Below are 16,586 nucleotides of genomic sequence, written 5' to 3'. Positions count from 1 at the left end.
AGGGGCCGTCCGCAAAAAGCGAGCACATCTTCGAACAATTGTTTGATCATCGGGCCTGGACGCGATAGCGTTCCATGACAAGGAGTGACGGATCGAGGCGCCCGGGAGGCGACGAGCGATGAGCAAGGTCCGGGAGCTGCCCGACGGGCCGATGGACGAGACGGGCCTGACCCAGCGACAGCGCATGGTGCTGGAGGTGATCCGTGACTCGGTCCAGCGCCGCGGGTACCCGCCCTCGATGCGCGAGATCGGCGAGGCCGTGGGGCTGACCAGCACGTCCAGCGTGTCGCACCAGCTCCGGGCGCTCCAGCGCAAGGGCTTCCTGCGTCGCGACCCCAACCGGCCGCGCGCGGTCGAGGTCCGGGTGCCGGGCACGACGCCGGTGCGCACGCACGAGGAGGCCTACGAGCCGTCCTCGGGGCAGCCCGCGCCCGCCTACGTGCCGCTCGTCGGCCGCATCGCCGCCGGTGGCCCGATCCTCGCCGAGGAGGCCGTCGAGGACGTCTTCACGCTGCCGAAGCAGCTCGTCGGCGAGGGCACCCACTTCCTGCTGAAGGTCACCGGCGACTCGATGATCGAGGCCGCGATCGCGGACGGTGACTGGGTGGTCGTGCGGCAGCAGCCGGTGGCCGAGCAGGGCGACATCGTGGCCGCCATGATCGACGGCGAGGCCACGGTCAAGACGTTCAAGCGCCGCGACGACGGCCACATCTGGCTGATGCCCCAGAACCCCGCCTACGAGCCGATCCCCGGCGACGAGGCGTCCGTCCTCGGCCGGGTCGTGGCGGTCCTCCGCAAGATGTGACGCAGGCTTTCAGCGGCCGCCGGAGCCCCTCCGGCGGCCGCTCCCGCGCGCCCCACCCCCTTGCGGAGTGCTTCCCCACAGCGCACGCTCCCCCGGAACGGGGCCTTGCGGAGCACAGCCTTGTGGAGCGGACGCTTCTGCGAGGCGTGGTGCTGTGCGGCGGGTGGGTGTGCGGGTTGCCGCGCCGCTCGGGTGGGAGCGGCACGGCGTCGGCCGTGGTCAGCGCTTGGGGACGATGTTGACGATCTTGGGGGCGCGAACGATGATCTTGGCGATGTCGGCACCGGCCAGGGCGTCCTGGACCTTGACCGAGGCCAGGGCCCGGCGCTCCAGTTCCTCCTCGGCGATGCCGGGCGGGACGTCCAGGCGGTCGCGGACCTTGCCGGCGACCTGCACGACGCAGGTGACCGACTCCTCGACCAGCAGCGCCGGGTCGGCGGACGGCCAGCCCGCGCGGACCACCGGCGCGGTGCGGCCCAGCAGCTCCCACGCCTCGTCGGCGGTGTAGGGGGCGAACAGCGACAGCAGGACCGCGATCGCCTCGGCGGCCTCGCGGACGGCCGGGTCGGCGGCGCCGGGGCCGGAGTCGATGGCCTTGCGGGTCGCGGTGACCAGCTCCATGATCCGCGCGATGGCGACGTTGAACCGCTGCGTCTCGACCAGCGTGGTGGCCTCGTCGACCGTGCGGGCCGTGGCACGGCGCAGGGCCGTGTCGCCGGAGGTGACGTCCGCTCCGGGCGGGGAGGCGACCTCGGCGGCGATCCGGTGCACGCGGGACAGGAACTTCGACATGCCGTGCGGGGACACGTCGGCCCAGTCGATGTCGTCCTCGGGCGGGCCGGAGAACAGGATCGCCAGCCGGACGACGTCCACCCCGAACTCGCCGATCTGCTCGCCCAGGTCGACGCCGTTGCCCAGCGACTTCGACATCGCCTTGCCCTGGTTGATCACCTGGCCCTGGTTCAGCAGCCGGGTGAAGGGCTCGGTGAAGTCGACCATGCCCATGTCGTACAGGACCTTGGTGAAGAACCGGCTGTACAGCAGGTGCAGGATCGCGTGCTCGACGCCGCCCGTGTACTGGTCGACCGGCATCCACTTGCGGACCTGCTCGACATCGAACGGGCCGCCCTCGTAGCCGGGCGAGCAGTAGCGGAAGTAGTACCAGGACGAGTCGACGAACGTGTCCATGGTGTCGGTGTCGCGGGTGGCGGCGCCGCCGCACTTGGGGCACTCGGTGTTGACCCAGTCGGACGCGGCGGCCAGGGGCGAGGTGCCCTTGGGGGCCAGGTCGGCGCCGCGCAGGCCCTCGGGCAGGGTCACGGGCAGCTGGTCGTCGGGGACGGGGACCTCGCCGCACGCCTCGCAGTGCACGATCGGGATCGGGCAGCCCCAGAACCGCTGCCGGGACACCAGCCAGTCGCGCAGCCGGAAGTTCACCGACGCGCGGCCGGCGCCGCGCTCCTCCAGGAGCCCGGTGATGCGGGCGATGCCGTCGGCCTTGGTCAGCCCGTCGATGGGGCCGGAGTTGACGATCGCGCCGTCGCCGGGGGTGGCGACGCCGGTCTCGGCGGGGTCGGCCAGGCCGGTCTCGACGACGACGCGGACGGGCAGCCCGAACTTCAGCGCGAAGTCCAGGTCGCGCTGGTCGTGCGCCGGGACGGCCATGATCGCGCCATGTCCGTACTCGGCCAGGACGTAGTCGGACGTCCAGACGGGCAGCCGCTCGCCGTTGACCGGGTTGACCGCGTAGCGGCCCAGGAAGACGCCGGTCTTCTCACGCTCGGTGGACAGCCGCTCGATCTCGCTCTCGCGGGAGACCTCGTCGCGGTAGGCCTCGAACGCGGCGCGGTGGTCGGGGTGGCAGATCTCCTCGGCCAGCGCGGCGTCGGCGGCCACGACCATGAACGTCGCGCCGTACAGGGTGTCGGGGCGAGTGGTGTAGACGGTGACGGGCTCGTCGCGCCCCTCGATCACGAAGTCGACGTCGGCGCCGGTGGAGCGGCCGATCCAGTTGCGCTGCATCAGCAGGACGCGCTCGGGCCACTTGCCCTCCAGCTGCGCCATGTCGTCCAGCAGCCGGTCCGCGTACTCGGTGATCTTGAAGTACCACTGGGTCAGCACGCGCTTCTCGACCAGCGCGCCGCAGCGCTCGCAGTGCCCGCCGACGACCTGCTCGTTGGCGAGGACGGTCTGGTCCTTCGGGCACCAGTTGACGTGGCCGCCCTTGCGGTAGGCCAGGCCCCGCTCGTAGAAGCGCAGGAACAGCCACTGCGTCCACTTGTAGTACTCGGGGTCGGAGGTGTGCAGGCGCCGGGTCCAGTCGAAGGACGGCGCGTAGCGGTGGAAGGAGGCCGCCTGCGTCTCGATGTTGGCGTACGTCCACTCGGCCGGGTGCGAGTCGCGCTTGATGGCGGCGTTCTCGGCGGGCAGGCCGAAGGAGTCCCAGCCGATCGGGTGCAGGACGTTGAAGCCGCGCTGGAACCAGTAGCGCGCAACGACGTCGCCGATGGCGAACGCCTCCGCGTGGCCCATGTGCAGGTCGCCGCTGGGGTAGGGGAACATGTCCAGGGCGTAGCGGCGCTCCTCGGCGGTGCCCTTCTCGTCCGCCTTGAACGGGTCGAGCTCCTCCCAGCGGGCCTGCCACTTGTCCTGAACCGCCCGTGGGTCGTACCCGTCGTGCAGGGGGGACGCCCCCCCTGCACCCTCCGGCGTTGCGCGGTGGGGAACGTCGCTGCTCACGCTTCTGACTCCGGTTCCTGCTGCTGGGTCGTGGCCGTCCGCCGACATGAAACGGCCCCTCGCACAGGAGGGGCCACCACGCTGACGTCAGTGCGTCAACGCGGTCCTTCGAGGAGCAGCCTGGCTGGCATACCTCAAAGGGTAGCGCAACCGCAACCCCGCTTGCCGCGACTTAGTGCCCCGACTCCTGGCGGGCCATGGACACGACGCCGGTCACCTGCACGCGGGTCAGCTCCAGGTCGGCGCCGACGGCGGACAGCGTCTCCTCCTCGGAGACGGTCAGCGGGCCGTCGACCAGCGCGATCTCGGCGGCGGCACGCAGGATGCTCTCCCGCGCCTCGGGGGCGAGGGCCGAGGCGGCGCGCGCCATCTCGACGCGGACCTCGTCGAAGGGACGGCCGAGGTCGGCGTCCAGGGCGGGCTCGTCGTACCCGGGCTCGCCGGCCTGCCGGACGACGGAGACGGCGCGGGAGCGGGCGGCCGCGTTGGTGTAGTCGCCGGAGCGCAGGACCTGGGCGATGGCCATGCGCAGCAGCATCGCGGGCATCTGCGCGAGCTGCGCGGTCGTCGGCACGTCGAGCACGGCGGGGTTCCAGCGGCCCTTGCAGGTGTCGCACTCGACGAACTCGCCGCCGGCCTTCGTCAGCGGTATGACCGGGATGAAGAACAGCGTGAAGAAGTTGCGCCCCTGCCGGCGGCGGTACTCGCGGTCGCCGCCGCACCCGGGGCAGTGGAAGGTTCCCCTGGTCAGGGTGAAGAACACCACCCGCCAGCCGAAGATGATCAAGATCGCGCACCCTTTCTCGCTGCAGCGGCACATGCTAGCGCCGCCGGGCGGCCGGCATCCGGCGCGGGCCCGGCGCCCGCGCGGACGGGCCGGATCCGGTCATGGCGCCGGGGACGGCCCCCGCCCCACCGCGGCGCCGTCGCGATGACGGAAACGCCACGTCAAAGCCTGCGAATGATGGCGCCGGACGAGCCCCGTGCAGCAGGATGTGCGGAACAATTCATACACTCGTCGGTAACTAACCGGCCGGTCACCTTTCCGCGCGAGGAGTGCCATGCTCAACCTGTCCGTGCTGCTGGAGGACGCCGCCCGGGAGACGCCCGACCGCGACGCCGTCGTGTTCGGCGACCTCCGGCTGTCCTACTCCTTCCTCGACCAGGTCGCGAACCAGGTCGCGAACCTGCTGCGCGAGCGCGGCATCGGGCCGGGCGACAAGGTGGCGCTCTCCAGCCCGAACCTCCCGTACTTCCCGATGGTGTACTTCGGGGTGCTCAAGGCGGGGGCGGTGGTCGTCCCGCTGAACGTGCTGCTGAAGCCGCGGGAGATCGCCTACCACCTCGGCGACTCCGGGGCCAAGGCGTTCTTCTGTTTCGAGGGGACGCCGGAGCTTCCGCTCGGCGAGATGGGGCGCGCCGGGTTCGAGCAGGCCGAGGGGTGCGAGCACCTCTTCCTGCTGCCCGCCGACCCGTCCGCCGCCGAGTCCCCGGTCGAGGGGGCCGAGCTGTTCTGGGCGGCGCTCGCGGGGAAGCCGGGCACCTTCGAGACGGCCCGCACCGGCCCGGGCGACACCGCCGTGATCATCTACACCAGCGGGACGACCGGGCAGCCGAAGGGCGCCGAGCTCACGCACAGCAACCTGCTGATGAACGCGATGGTGGACGACACCCTCTTCTACCGGACGCTGCACGACACCTCGCTGGTCACGCTGCCGCTGTTCCACATCTTCGGGCAGACCTGCGTGATGAACGTCGGCCTCTACCGGCGGGCGACGCTCGTGATGCAGGCGAGGTTCGACGCCCGGCAGGCCGTCGAGCTGATGGTCAAGGAGAAGGTGAACATCTTCGCGGGCGTCCCGACGATGTACTGGGGCCTGCTGACCGACGAGACCTCCGACGAGGACATCGAGGCGATCCGGGAGAACCTGCGGGTCGCGGTGTCGGGCGGGTCGGCGCTGCCGATGGAGGTCCTCAAGGGGATCAAGACCAAGTTCGGCGTGGACGTCCTGGAGGGCTACGGGCTGTCGGAGACGTCGCCGGTGGCCTCGTTCAACCGGCCGGACCGTCCGACCAGGCCCGGCTCGATCGGCCTGCCGGTGTGGGGCGTGGAGATGAAGCTGATCGACGACGACTGGAAGGAGATCGAGGGCGAGGGGCCCGGCGAGATCGCCATCCGGGGCCACAACATCATGAAGGGCTACCACGGGCGGCCCGAGGCGACCGAAAGCTCCATCAGGGACGGCTGGTTCCGCACCGGTGACGTGGCCCGTCGCGACGAGGACGGCTACTACTACATCATCGACCGCTCCAAGGACATGATCATCCGGGGCGGGTACAACGTGTACCCGCGGGAGCTGGAAGAGGTCCTGATGAGCCACCCGGAGGTCTCGCTGGCCGCGGTCGTGGGCGTCGCGCACCCCTCGCACGGCGAGGAGGTCAAGGCCTACGTGATCCGCACGCCCGGCGCCTCCGTGACCGAGGACGAGCTGGTCGCGTGGGGCAAGGAGCAGTTCGCGAACTACAAGTACCCGCGGATCGTCGAGTTCCGGGACGAGCTGCCGATGACGGCCACCGGCAAGATCCTCAAGCGCGAGCTGCGCTGACCGCGCGCGGGACCCGGGGCCTCAGCGGATGCCGAGGTCCTGGGTCCCGACGACGCGCAGCAGTTTCATCGCCTCGTGCGACGGCGTGCCCGGCGTGGTCGTGTAGAGGACGACCCGCTGGTCGCGCTCCGGGACGTACAGGACGTCGCAGTGCATGTCCAGCTCGCCGACGACGGGATGCCTCATGCGCTTGCGGCTGCCGCGCCTGACGCCGACCTCGCCCTCGTCCCAGAGCCGGGCGAACAGCGCGCTGTGGCCGGCGACCTCGGCGACCAGCGCGGCGATGCCGGCGTCGGCGGGATACCGGCCGAACGCCGCCCGCAGGTCGGCCACCAGTCCGCGGGCGAACCGCGTGACGTGCTCGTCGGCGCCGTACCGCTCGATGTCGGGGCCGGTGAACAGCCAGCGGACGACGTTGCGGTCCTGGGACGCCATCGCGGCGAAGTCGGTCATGAGCGCCGCCGCGAGCGGGTTCCAGGCGATGATGTCCTGCCGGGCGCTCAGCACGTAGGCGGGCGTGTCGTCCAGCCGTTCGAGCAGGTGGACGATGCCCGGCGGGACGTCCTGCGAAGGGCCGCTCGGCGGTTCCGGCGCCTCGCCGGCGAGGCCGTGGAGGTAGGCGCGCTCGTCGTCGGTCAGCCTCAGCGCGCGCGCCAGCGCACCGAGGATCTGCCTCGACGGGCGGGGCCCGCGCCCCTGCTCCAGCCGGATGTAGTAGTCCACCGACATCCCGGCCAGTCGCGCGACCTCTTCCCGGCGCAGACCGGGGGTCCGGCGGCGCGTCCCTCCCGGGAGCCCGACGTCCGCGGGCCGGATGCGGGCCCGCCGGGACCGCAGGAACACCGCCATCTCCTGTCTGTCCATGTCCTCCAGCATGTCCGATCCGGTGGGGCGGCCGCCGGTTCGAGGGTGGTACGGCCGATCCCAGCTTCGGGCGGTCTCTCCTCAGCCCGGACGCCGCCGGGAAACCTGGACGGCATGACGACACAGATCGCACTCATCACCGGAGCCAACAAGGGCATCGGCTTCGAGACGGCCCGCGCCCTCGGCCGCGGCGGCGCCGTCGTCCTGCTCGGGGCGCGTTCGGCCGAGCGTGGCGGGCCGGCCGCCGCCGCGCTCGCCGCCGAGGGGATCGACGCCCGGTTCGTCCGGCTGGACGTCACCGACGCCGACACCGTCGAGGCCGCCGCCCGGTGGATCGACGCCGAGTTCGGCCGGCTCGACATCCTGGTCAACAACGCCGGGATCACCACGACGGGGGCGACCGGCTTCCCGCCGAGCCGGACGGCGCCGGACCTGGTCCGGACCGCGTTCGAGACCAACGTGTTCGGCGTCGTCGCGGTCACCAACGCGATGCTTCCGCTGCTGCGCCGCTCCCCCGCCGGGCGGATCGTCAACGTCTCCAGCGAGCTCGGCTCGCTGACGCTGCACGGCGACCCGTCCAGCCCGGTGCACGGCGTCAACCTGCTGCCGTACAACGCGTCCAAGTCGGCGCTGAACGCCGTCACCGTCGCCTACGCCAAGGAGCTGGCCGGAACCTCGATCACGGTGAACGCCACCACGCCCGGGTACTGCGCGACGGATCTCAACGAGCACGCCGGGCACCGGACGCCGGAGCAGGGGGCGTCCGTGATCGCCGGGGTGGCCCTCCTCGGCGACGGCGGCCCGACGGGCGCGTTCCTCGCCGAGGACGGCCCCCTGCCCTGGTAGTCCGGGCTCAGATCGTGTAGGGCAGGCGCTTGATCCCGTTGATGAAGTTGGACTCCAGGCGGTCGGGGTCGCCCGCGGCGCGCAGGGCGGGGGTGCGGCGCAGCAGCTCGCGGAACATCACGGTGATCTCGCGCCTGGCCAGGTGCGCGCCGAGGCAGAAGTGCGGCCCGGGCCCGCCGAACCCGACGTGCGGGTTCGGGTCGCGCAGGATGTCGAACCGCTCCGGGTCGGTGAAGACCGACTCGTCCCGGTTGGCCGACCAGTAGTAGAGGACGAGCTTGTCGCCCTCCTTGATCTCGTGCTCGTTCAGCACGGTGTCGCGGGTCGCGGTCCTGCGCATCCAGATGACCGGCGAGACGTACCGGACGATCTCCTCGACCGCGCCGGGCATCCGGGCGTCGAAGTCCTCGACGAGCAGGGCCCGCTGGTCGGGGTTGCGGGTGAACAGGTCGAGGCCGTGGGCGATCGCGTTGCGGGTGGTCTCGTTTCCGGCGACGACCAGCAGGATGAAGAACGAGCCGAGCTCCTGGTCGGTCAGCGACTCGCCGTCGAGGTTGGCGTTCACCAGGGCGGAGGTGAGGTCGTCGGTGGGGTTCGCGCGGCGCCGCCGCCCGAGCTCCTCGACCAGGCCGCGCAGCGTCTCGCCGGCGCCGAGCAGCGCCATCGCCATCTGCTCCGGCTCCGCGGACGGGATGAACTCGGGGTCGTTGCCCGCCAGGATGACGTTCGTGGCGTCCAGGACGGTCCCGTACTGCTCCTCCGCGATCCCCATCATGTCGCAGATGATCTTCAGGGGGAGCCGGGCGGCCACGTCCGCGACGAAGTCGCCCGTGCCGCCGCCCGCCGCGACGTTCTCGACGATCTGGCCCGCGACCGCCTCGACCCGGTCCTCGAACCGCTGGATCATGCGGGGCGAGAACGCCCGGGACACGATCCGCCTGATCTTGGCGTGCCGGGGGTCGTCCATGCTGATCATCGAGCCGAAGTACTCGTGCATGTCGCCCGGCATGTCCGGAATGCTGATGGCGCCCCGGCCGGAGCAGAAGTCCTGCGGGCGGCGGGACGCCTCGACGACGTCGGCGTGCCGGGTCAGCGCGTAGTAGCCGGGGCCCTGGGGGGCGATGACGATGTCCGGCTCCTCGTAGCGGATGAGGCCGGCGTGCCAGCGCAGCGCCTTGAAGGCCTCGTGCCGGTAGTCGTGCGGCCGCCGCCAGAACTCCCAGTCCGTCAGGTTGATGTCGTCGACCTTGAGCACGCGCCCACCACCTCGTCACGTCCGAACCCGATTCGGTTTACATGCACCCTCTCAAAGTAAAGATGCAAGCGCACACTGACGGCCGGGTGACGCGCCTCACATTAGTCCGCCGGGCCCGGAGCGCGCGCCCGGGCCCGACGGCCCTCACAACCGCGTCCACGCCTCCTGGAGGACCGAGCGCAGGATCTGCTCGATCTCGTCGAAGTGCCCCTGGTCGCAGATCAGCGGCGGCGCCAGCTGGACGACGGGGTCGCCGCGGTCGTCGGCCCGGCAGTACAGGCCCGCCTCGTAGAGGGCCTTGTCGAGGAACCCGCGCAGCAGGCGCTCGGACTCCTCGTCGTCGAACGTCTCGCGCGTGTCCTGGTCCTTCACCAGCTCGATCCCGTAGAAGTAGCCGTCGCCGCGCACGTCCCCGACGATCGGCAGGTCGCGCAGCCGCTCCAGCGTGCCCCGGAACGCGTCCCGGTTGCGCGTGACGTGCCCGGTCAGGTCCTCGCGCTCGAACAGGTCGAGGTTGGCCAGCGCCACCGCGGCCGACACCGGGTGCCCGCCGAAGGTGTAGCCGTGCGCGAACATCTCCGTCCCGCCCCTGAACGGCTCGAACAGGCGGTCGGCGACGAGCATCCCGCCGAGCGGCGCGTACCCGGACGTCACGCCCTTGGCGAAGGTGATGATGTCGGGCGTGTAGCCGAAGCGCTGCGCGCCGAACATCGTCCCGAGGCGGCCGAACGCGCAGATCACCTCGTCCGACACCAGCAGGACGTCGTGCCTGTCGCAGATCTCGCGGACGCGCTCGAAGTAGCCGGGCGGCGGCGGGAAGCAGCCGCCGGCGTTCTGCACCGGCTCCAGGAACACGGCGGCGACGGTGTCGGCGCCCTCGAACTCGATGGCCTCCTCGATGCGGTCGGCGGCCCACCGGCCGAACGCCTCGGGGTCGTCGCGGTGCTGGGCGGCCCGGTAGATGTTGGTGTTCGGCACCCGGAAGCCGCTCGGCACCAGCGGCTCGTAGGGCGCCTTCAGGCCCGGCAGGCCCGTGATCGACAGCGCGCCGTGCGGGGTGCCGTGATAGGCGACCGCGCGGCTGATCACCTTGTGCTTGCCCGGCTTCCCGGTGAGCTTGAAGTAGTGCTTGGCGAGCTTCCACGCGCTCTCGACCGCGTCGCCGCCCCCGGTGGTGAAGAAGACGCGGTTCAGGTCGCCGGGCGCGAGGGCGGCGAGCCGCTCGGCCAGCTCGACGGCCTTCGGATGCGCGTACGACCAGATCGGGAAGTAGGCCAGCTCGGCGGCCTGCTTGGCGGCGGCCTGCGCCAGTTCCTCGCGCCCGTGCCCGGCCTGGACGGTGAACAGCCCGGCGAGCCCGTCCAGGTAGCGGCGGCCCGCCGAGTCGTACACGTAGGGGCCCTCGCCCCGGACGATCACCGGGATCTCGCCGCCGTCCCCGGACGCCGCGTGCCGCGCGAAGTGCATCCACAGATGGTCGCGCGCCGCCCTCTGCATCGCGTCGTGCTGCTGGCTGGTCACGTCCGACTCCGTCATCACGTTTCCCTCGCTGCGATCGATCCAGTTGCATCGATGCTATGTGACTGCGGAATCCGCTGTAAACACATGGCGATACGCCGATATCCGAAGAGCAAGGGCCCCGCTGATCCCGCGCCGCCAAGCCGCGGGTACCGTTCGCCGCGAACCGAGGAGGCGTACATGGGCGACATCACGACCGGATCGGTCAACGCCAACGGGCTCGACTTCGGATACCTCGCCGCCGGCCCCCAGGACGGGCCCCTGGCGCTGCTGCTGCACGGCTTCCCCGACTCCCCGCACACCTGGCGGCACCTCATGCCGGAACTGGCCGCCGCCGGATACCGCGCCGTGGCCCCCTTCATGCGCGGCTACGCCCCCACGTCCGTCCCCGAGGACGGCGCGTACCAGAGCGGCGCGCTCGCCGCCGACGCCGTCGCCCTGCACGAGGCCCTCGGCGGCGGCCCCGACGCCGTGCTCGTCGGCCACGACTGGGGCGCCTTCGCCACCTACGGCGCCGCCAACGCCGCCCCCGACCGCTGGCGCACGGCCGTCGCCCTGTCCGTCCCGCCCATATCGGTGATGACGACCGCGTTCTTCGACTACGAGCAGCTCAAGCGCTCGTTCTACATCTTCGTCTTCCAGACGCCGCTCGCCGAGCTCGCCCTGAACCGCGCGTTCGTCGAGGGGCTGTGGCGCGACTGGTCCCCGGCGGACGGCCGCGACCGGTCCGGGGACGTCGACCGCGTCATGGAGTGCCTCTCCGCGCCCGCCAACGCGGCGGCGGCGATCGGGTACTACCGCGCGATGCTCGACCCGTCCCGGCTCGTCGACCGGTACGCGGCCGAGCAGCAAGCGACCACCGTCGTGGGCGAGCGCCCCGTGCTCTACCTGCACGGCGCCGAGGACGGCTGTCTCGCCGCGGACGCGGTGGACCTCGACGCCGTCCGGGCCGCCCTCCCGCCGGGGTCGCGGGCCGAGCGGATCGGCGGCGCCGGCCACTTCCTCCAGCTGGACCGCCCCGCCGAGGTGAACGAGCGCGTGCTCAGCTGGCTCGCGCCCTGATCAGGTCGGCGGCCTTCTCGCCGATCATGATCGCGGGGGCGTTGGTGTGGCCCCGGGTGATCTGCGGCAGGACCGACACGTCCGCGACCCGGAGCCCGTCGACGCCGCGGACGCGCAGGTCCGGGTCGACGACGGAGTCGGCGCCGGTGCCCATCCGGCACGTGCCGGTCGGGTGGTAGAGCGTCTCGGCGTGCCCCCGGACGTACGCGGCCAGCGCCTCCTCGTCACCCGCCCCCACGTACGGCTCCATGACGTCGCCGACGAAGGGCCTGAGCGCGTCGGAGGCCAGCAGCTCCTCCGCGCGGCGGACGCCGTGCATCAGCCGCCGCAGGTCGCTCTCCTCCGTCAGGTAGCCGGGGTCGATCACCGGCGGCGCGGCCGGGTCGGCGGAGGCGAGCGCGACGCGCCCGGACGACTCGGGACGCAGCAGCACGACGCCGAGCGTCACGCCGTGCTCGGTCGGCGGCGTGAGCCCGTGCGCGACGTAGGGCGCCGGCGCGAAGATCAGTTCGAGGTCGGGGGCGTGCAGCGCGGAGTCGCTCTTGGTGAAGACGACCGCCTCGCCCACGTTGGAGGTGAACGGCCCGCGCCGCGCGAGCAGGTAGCGGGCGATGTTCGGCAGCGACTCCGCGCCCGCGAGCGTGACCTTCCTCGGGCAGTGCCGCACGACGCCGGCCGACAGGTGGTCCTGGAGGTGACGTCCCACCTCAGGGGACTCCACGAGCGGCTCCACACCGGCGCTCCGCAGATGCTCGGGGTCGCCGACGCCGGACAGCATCAGCAGGTGCGGCGACCCGACGGCGCCCGCCGCCAGGACGACCTCGCGGCGCGCCGTGACGCGCTCCCCGCCGTACTCCACGCCGGTCGCGCGGCCGTCCTCGATCAAAACCCGCGACACCTGCGCGCCCGTCACGACGGTCAGGTTGGGCCGCTTGCGCGCGGGGCGCAGGTACGCGTCGGCCGCGCTGCAGCGCCTGCCGCGCCGCTGGCTGACCGGCGTCAGCGCGTACCCCTCGTTGGACGGGCCGTTCAGCTCGGGCAGCCGGTTGAGGCCGGACGCGGCGCACGCCTCCAGGAACGCCCGCGTCGTCACGTTCGGGCTGCGCTGCTCGGAGATCGTGACCGGGCCGGACGTCCCGTACACGTCGCCCTTGTTGCTGCCGACGCGCCCCTCCACCCGCTTGAAGTACGGGACGACGTCCTCGTACGACCAGCCGGGGACGTCCCAGTCGTCGTAGTCGTCGTAGTGGCCGCGCACCCACATCATCGCGTTCAGCGAGGACGACCCGCCGAGCATCCTCCCCCGCGGCCAGTACAGCTCGCGCCCGTCCATCTCCGGCTGCGCGGCGGTGCTGTAGTCCCAGTCGTACTCGGTCTTGAAGAGCTTCGGGAACGCGGCCGGGATGTGGATCTCGCTCTTGTCGTCCGGCCCGCCCGCCTCCAGGAGGGCGACGGTGACGGAGGCGTCCTCGGAGAGCCGGGCGGCCAGGGCGCACCCCGCGGACCCGGCGCCGACGATGACATAGTCGTGTTCCATGGGGGGCTCCCGCTCTCCACGGGCCGCGGCACGGCCCGCTCCTCCCCCGGGCTTACCACCGAGAGGGTCCGCCCGTCCATGCGTGCGTAGCGGTTTCGGTTGTTCACGCGCCGATGGAACCCGGATCGCGCGCGCGGCGTCGATCCCGTGAATCCGTGATCACCCAGAGGGGGCGTGCGATGACCGAACACCCGGCCGGAGTCGAACCGTACGAGCGCGGCATGGAGGCCAAACGCGGCGGCGACCTTGCGGAGGCCGAGCGGTTGCTGCGGCAGGCGTTCGAAGCGGGGCATCCGGGCGGCGCGCACGAGCTCGGCCATATCGCGGCGGAACGCGGCGACGACGGGGAGGCGTTGGCGTGGTGGCGCCGCGCCGCCGAGGCGGGGCTCCCCGAGAGCGCCTTCGAGGTCGGCTACGGCGCGGAGCGGGCGGGCGACCTGGAGGCCGCCGAACGCTGGTACCGGCGGTCCGCCGAGGGCGGGTTCTCGGGCGGCACCCTGAACCTCGGCATCCTCCTGGAGAACCGGGGCGACGTCGAGGAGGCCATGGGCTTCTTCCGCCGGGCATGGGATCTCGGCTCGGACAAGGCGGCCTTCAACCTCGGCCGGCTGTACGACGACGACGGGAAGGGCGACCTCGACGCAGCGGAGACCTGGTACACCCGCGCCGCCGAACGCGGCAACGGCGGCGCCGCGTTCAACCTCGGGTTCGTGCGGCAGGACAAGGGCGACCCCGCGGGGCAGCTCCAGGCGTGGCGGCAGGCCGCCGACCTCGGGCACCCCAAGGCCGCCTACTGCCTCGGCGCGCACTTCGAGCAGGCGGGGGACCAGGACACCGCCATCGGCTGGTTCCGCAGGTCCGTGCAGGAGGCCGGCGCCGAGCAGGCCGCCCGCAGGCTCGGCGACCTCTACCGCCGCCGTGGCGACGAGCCCCGCGCCCGGTTCTGGACGGAGTTCCCGAACGGGCTCAGCGGCTACAGCCCGGAGTTCACCATGTTCGCCAGCGCCGGGTCGGCCGCGGCGATCCAGCGGCAGAACCTCCTCAACGAGGCCGTCGGGGAGGTTCACATCGCCTTCGACGTCGACGCGCGCACCCTCACCGCGGGCGGCCGCACCTTCCACGGCATGACGTTCCTCGGCAGCTTCTCGCACCTGAGCGACACGTGGCTGTGGGCGTGGGCCAACCCGCACTTCGGCGAGAGCGTGCCCGCCGTCGCACCGCTGGCGGCCGTCCGCGAGCACGGCGAGCGCCACGCCGTCCCGGAGCTGGCGGCGGGACGCCTGGACTTGTCCGGCTTCCCCGAACCGCACCAGGCCGCGACCACCATGGCCATCGCCGCCGCCGCGCTGCTCGGCGGCGGCGGCGTGCAGAGCTGCCGCGTGAACGACGGCAAGGGCTCGTTCTACTTCCACGTCGACGACCCCGCGCTCCCCAAGCCCGAGTTCGACCCGCTCTCGGCGACGCGCTTGATGATGACCGCCGCCGAGGTCTTCCCCACCGAGCAGCGCCGCGTCGTGAGCGGATACCTCGCCCACCACGGGTGCCGGATCAGGGAGTCCGAGGAGATCGTCGAGGGCATCTCCCCGCAGGGCGGGCAGGTGACGGTCGCCTTCACCCCCGACGGCTTCATCAAGGCCACCAGCGCGGGCCGCGCCACCGCCGGCTGACCGGCCCGGCCCGCGGCGGGCGGGATCAGGCGGCGAAGCGGCGGAGCAGGACGGCCACGCGCAGCTCGTGGTGCTCGCGGTGCATGCGCCCGTCGCGCATCAGGGTGAGGAGCCCGTGCATGCCGCTCCAGAACGTCTCGGTGAGCACGTCCACATCGTCCCCGCCCGCGAACGGCCGGACGGTCTCGCGCAGCTCGCCGAAGGCCTCCTGGAGCGCGGGCGGCGCCTCGGGGGTCGCGAACGGCAGGTCGACGTCCCTGACGAACATCACGTCGTAGAGGGCGGGCCTGCGCTCCGCGAAGTCGGTGTAGGCCGCCGCGACGTCCGCCAGCGCTTCGCCGGGCCCGGGCGCCGCGGTGCGCGCCGCCCGCAACTCGGCCGCGAGCTCGGCGCACCCCTCGACCGCGACCGCCGCCATGATGGCGCCCTTGCCCTTGAAATGGCTGTAGAGGACGGGCTGGCTGTACTCGATCTCCGCGGCGAGCCGCCGCGTCGTCACCGCGTCCCACCCCTCGCTCTCGGCCAGCTCCCGCGCCGCCGTGATGATCAGCTTCTCGCGTTCGGCCCGCTCGCGCTCCCGGCGTCCCTGGATCGACATGGCAGTGATCCTAGCATTGCTAGCCATTCTGTCGACGCTATGCTAGCGTCGTTCTCGTTCCTAGCACCGCTAGCACTTCTGGAGACGCTGATGCTCACCCCTATCGCCTACGGACTGGCCGTCGTTCTCGCCCTGTTCTGCGTCCTCATCGGCGTCCGGTTCCTCACGGCGCCCCAGGCCGCGGCCACCGGCTACGGCGTCCCCGCCAAGGCCGACGGCGACGGCGCCTACCTGACGATCAAGGGGCTGCGCGACCTGACGTTCGGCGTCCTCGGCCTCGCCCTGATCGCTTTCGCCGACGCCGACGCCGCGGCCTGGTACATGCTGGTCGTGGCCATCGCGCCGCTCGGCGACACCCTGATCGTGCTGCGCCACGGCGGCACCAAGGCCGTCGCGTTCGGCATCCACTTCGCCACCGCCGTGGCCGTGCTCGTCAGCGCGGCCCTGCTGTTCGCCATCTGACCACTCCGACCCGGAGAAGGAGCCCACCGCATGTCGCTGATCTCACCGGACTTCGACGAGTCCGTGATCGTCCGTTCCGCCGAGGCCGAGGTGATCGGCCGCTCCCCCGTCACCATCCGGCTGCTGGCCGACAGCGGAGCGACCGGCGGCGCCCTGTCCACCCAGCGCGTCACCCTGGGCGCCGGTGCGGACGGCGCCAGACCGCACCGCCACGACGGTTCCGCCGAGATGTTCTACATGCTGGACGGCACCGCCCAGCTCCTCTCGGGCGAGCAGGTGGTGACCGCCGAACGCGGCGACCTCGTCGTCGTCCCGCCCGGCCTGCCGCACGCCTTCGCCGCCGCCCCCGGGGAGGACGCCGACATCCTCATCGTCATCACCCCCGGCGTCGAGCGGTTCGAGTACTTCCGCCACCTGGAGCGCATCGCCTACGGGAAGGTCCCGCCCGAAAGCCTCCTGGACGTCCAGGAGATCTACGACACCTACTTCCTCAGCAGCGAGGCATGGGAGAAGGCGCGAGCCTGACCCCCCGAAAGCCGACGAGCCCGTCGGCAACTTCCCGCGGTATTGATGACGCGCCTTAACGGCACGTTTAACGGTCCTTTCTACCGCGCCATCGCGACGCCC

General features: G+C 71.9%; 14 protein-coding genes. 7 read left to right on the top strand and 7 right to left on the bottom strand.

Annotated elements, in window-relative coordinates:
- Nucleotides 1-118: 118 nt before the first annotated feature.
- The gene (gene lexA / locus AB0C84_RS27100) at nt 119-805 is read left to right on the top strand and encodes a transcriptional repressor LexA (protein WP_179847125.1); all 687 of its coding nucleotides are present in this window, start codon (nt 119-121) and stop codon (nt 803-805) included.
- Nucleotides 806-1,024: 219 nt separating this feature from the next.
- Here lexA and leuS read toward each other — a convergent pair whose 3' ends face one another.
- Together leuS and AB0C84_RS27090 are read right to left on the bottom strand one after the other, a co-directional pair.
- A complete protein-coding gene (gene leuS / locus AB0C84_RS27095) occupies nt 1,025-3,487 on the bottom strand; it encodes a leucine--tRNA ligase (protein WP_361071912.1) in 2,463 nt (820 codons plus the stop codon).
- 229 nt (nt 3,488-3,716) lie between these two features.
- Nucleotides 3,717-4,331 carry a TerB family tellurite resistance protein gene (locus AB0C84_RS27090; RefSeq protein WP_179847123.1) on the bottom strand — a complete coding sequence of 205 codons (615 nt, stop codon included), beginning with the start codon at nt 4,329-4,331 and terminating at the stop codon, nt 3,717-3,719.
- Nucleotides 4,332-4,605: 274 nt separating this feature from the next.
- Between AB0C84_RS27090 and AB0C84_RS27085 the strand changes: the two genes are divergently transcribed.
- Nucleotides 4,606-6,150 carry a long-chain fatty acid--CoA ligase gene (locus AB0C84_RS27085; protein ID WP_361071719.1) on the top strand — a complete coding sequence of 515 codons (1,545 nt, stop codon included), beginning with the start codon at nt 4,606-4,608 and terminating at the stop codon, nt 6,148-6,150.
- A 21-nt stretch (nt 6,151-6,171) separates the two neighbouring features.
- Here AB0C84_RS27085 and AB0C84_RS27080 read toward each other — a convergent pair whose 3' ends face one another.
- On the bottom strand, nt 6,172-7,014 hold the full coding sequence (locus AB0C84_RS27080; protein WP_361071716.1) for a helix-turn-helix transcriptional regulator: 843 nt from the start codon (nt 7,012-7,014) through the stop codon (nt 6,172-6,174).
- 114 nt (nt 7,015-7,128) lie between these two features.
- Between AB0C84_RS27080 and AB0C84_RS27075 the strand changes: the two genes are divergently transcribed.
- A complete protein-coding gene (locus AB0C84_RS27075) occupies nt 7,129-7,860 on the top strand; it encodes an SDR family oxidoreductase (protein WP_361071713.1) in 732 nt (243 codons plus the stop codon).
- 7 nt (nt 7,861-7,867) lie between these two features.
- On the opposite strand, the gene AB0C84_RS27070 is transcribed toward AB0C84_RS27075, so the two are convergent.
- A complete protein-coding gene (locus AB0C84_RS27070) occupies nt 7,868-9,115 on the bottom strand; it encodes a cytochrome P450 (RefSeq protein WP_258939226.1) in 1,248 nt (415 codons plus the stop codon).
- A gap of 144 nt (nt 9,116-9,259) precedes the next feature.
- On the bottom strand, nt 9,260-10,651 hold the full coding sequence (locus AB0C84_RS27065; protein ID WP_361071709.1) for an aspartate aminotransferase family protein: 1,392 nt from the start codon (nt 10,649-10,651) through the stop codon (nt 9,260-9,262).
- A 162-nt stretch (nt 10,652-10,813) separates the two neighbouring features.
- On the opposite strand from AB0C84_RS27065, the gene AB0C84_RS27060 reads away from it, so the two are divergent.
- A complete protein-coding gene (locus AB0C84_RS27060) occupies nt 10,814-11,695 on the top strand; it encodes an alpha/beta hydrolase (protein ID WP_361071706.1) in 882 nt (293 codons plus the stop codon).
- Here the strand turns inward: AB0C84_RS27060 and AB0C84_RS27055 are convergent.
- Nucleotides 11,676-13,232: a GMC family oxidoreductase N-terminal domain-containing protein gene (locus AB0C84_RS27055; RefSeq protein ID WP_361071703.1), complete on the bottom strand. Its 1,557-nt coding sequence runs from the start codon at nt 13,230-13,232 to the stop codon at nt 11,676-11,678. The genes AB0C84_RS27060 and AB0C84_RS27055 overlap by 20 nt on opposite strands.
- Before the next feature lie 179 nt (nt 13,233-13,411).
- On the opposite strand from AB0C84_RS27055, the gene AB0C84_RS27050 reads away from it, so the two are divergent.
- Nucleotides 13,412-14,899, top strand: coding sequence for a tetratricopeptide repeat protein (locus tag AB0C84_RS27050; protein WP_361071700.1), 1,488 nt, complete (start codon nt 13,412-13,414; stop codon nt 14,897-14,899).
- Between the two features lie 25 nt (nt 14,900-14,924).
- On the opposite strand, the gene AB0C84_RS27045 is transcribed toward AB0C84_RS27050, so the two are convergent.
- Nucleotides 14,925-15,497 carry a TetR/AcrR family transcriptional regulator gene (locus tag AB0C84_RS27045; protein WP_361071697.1) on the bottom strand — a complete coding sequence of 191 codons (573 nt, stop codon included), beginning with the start codon at nt 15,495-15,497 and terminating at the stop codon, nt 14,925-14,927.
- A gap of 90 nt (nt 15,498-15,587) precedes the next feature.
- Between AB0C84_RS27045 and AB0C84_RS27040 the strand changes: the two genes are divergently transcribed.
- Both AB0C84_RS27040 and AB0C84_RS27035 read left to right on the top strand, forming a co-directional pair.
- Entirely contained in the window at nt 15,588-15,959 is a 372-nt protein-coding gene (locus tag AB0C84_RS27040; protein WP_361071694.1) for a DUF4267 domain-containing protein, read from the top strand.
- Between the two features lie 30 nt (nt 15,960-15,989).
- Complete coding sequence (locus AB0C84_RS27035) at nt 15,990-16,484, top strand: cupin domain-containing protein (RefSeq protein WP_361071691.1); 495 nt, start codon at nt 15,990-15,992, stop codon at nt 16,482-16,484.
- Nucleotides 16,485-16,586: the final 102 nt, after the last annotated feature.

Origin of the sequence: Actinomadura sp. NPDC048955 (assembly GCF_040649435.1) — a bacterium.
In the GTDB taxonomy this organism is placed as follows: domain Bacteria; phylum Actinomycetota; class Actinomycetes; order Streptosporangiales; family Streptosporangiaceae; genus Spirillospora; species Spirillospora luteofluorescens.
The sequence above is the reverse complement of the archived record's forward strand: the minus strand, read 5'-3'. Positions and strand labels throughout refer to the sequence as shown.

Excerpts from the sequence above, each read along its gene's own strand:
- AB0C84_RS27045 (WP_361071697.1), bottom strand. The coding sequence starts at position 15,497 with ATGTCGATCCAGGGACGCCGGGAGCGCGAGCGGGCCGAACGCGAGAAG.
- AB0C84_RS27080 (WP_361071716.1), bottom strand. The coding sequence starts at position 7,014 with ATGGACAGACAGGAGATGGCGGTGTTCCTGCGGTCCCGGCGGGCCCGC.
- AB0C84_RS27065 (WP_361071709.1), bottom strand. The coding sequence starts at position 10,651 with ATGACGGAGTCGGACGTGACCAGCCAGCAGCACGACGCGATGCAGAGG.
- AB0C84_RS27035 (WP_361071691.1), top strand. The coding sequence starts at position 15,990 with ATGTCGCTGATCTCACCGGACTTCGACGAGTCCGTGATCGTCCGTTCC.
- lexA (WP_179847125.1), top strand. The coding sequence starts at position 119 with ATGAGCAAGGTCCGGGAGCTGCCCGACGGGCCGATGGACGAGACGGGC.
- AB0C84_RS27060 (WP_361071706.1), top strand. The coding sequence starts at position 10,814 with ATGGGCGACATCACGACCGGATCGGTCAACGCCAACGGGCTCGACTTC.
- AB0C84_RS27050 (WP_361071700.1), top strand. The coding sequence starts at position 13,412 with ATGACCGAACACCCGGCCGGAGTCGAACCGTACGAGCGCGGCATGGAG.
- AB0C84_RS27040 (WP_361071694.1), top strand. The coding sequence starts at position 15,588 with ATGCTCACCCCTATCGCCTACGGACTGGCCGTCGTTCTCGCCCTGTTC.
- AB0C84_RS27055 (WP_361071703.1), bottom strand. The coding sequence starts at position 13,232 with ATGGAACACGACTATGTCATCGTCGGCGCCGGGTCCGCGGGGTGCGCC.
- AB0C84_RS27085 (WP_361071719.1), top strand. The coding sequence starts at position 4,606 with ATGCTCAACCTGTCCGTGCTGCTGGAGGACGCCGCCCGGGAGACGCCC.
- AB0C84_RS27075 (WP_361071713.1), top strand. The coding sequence starts at position 7,129 with ATGACGACACAGATCGCACTCATCACCGGAGCCAACAAGGGCATCGGC.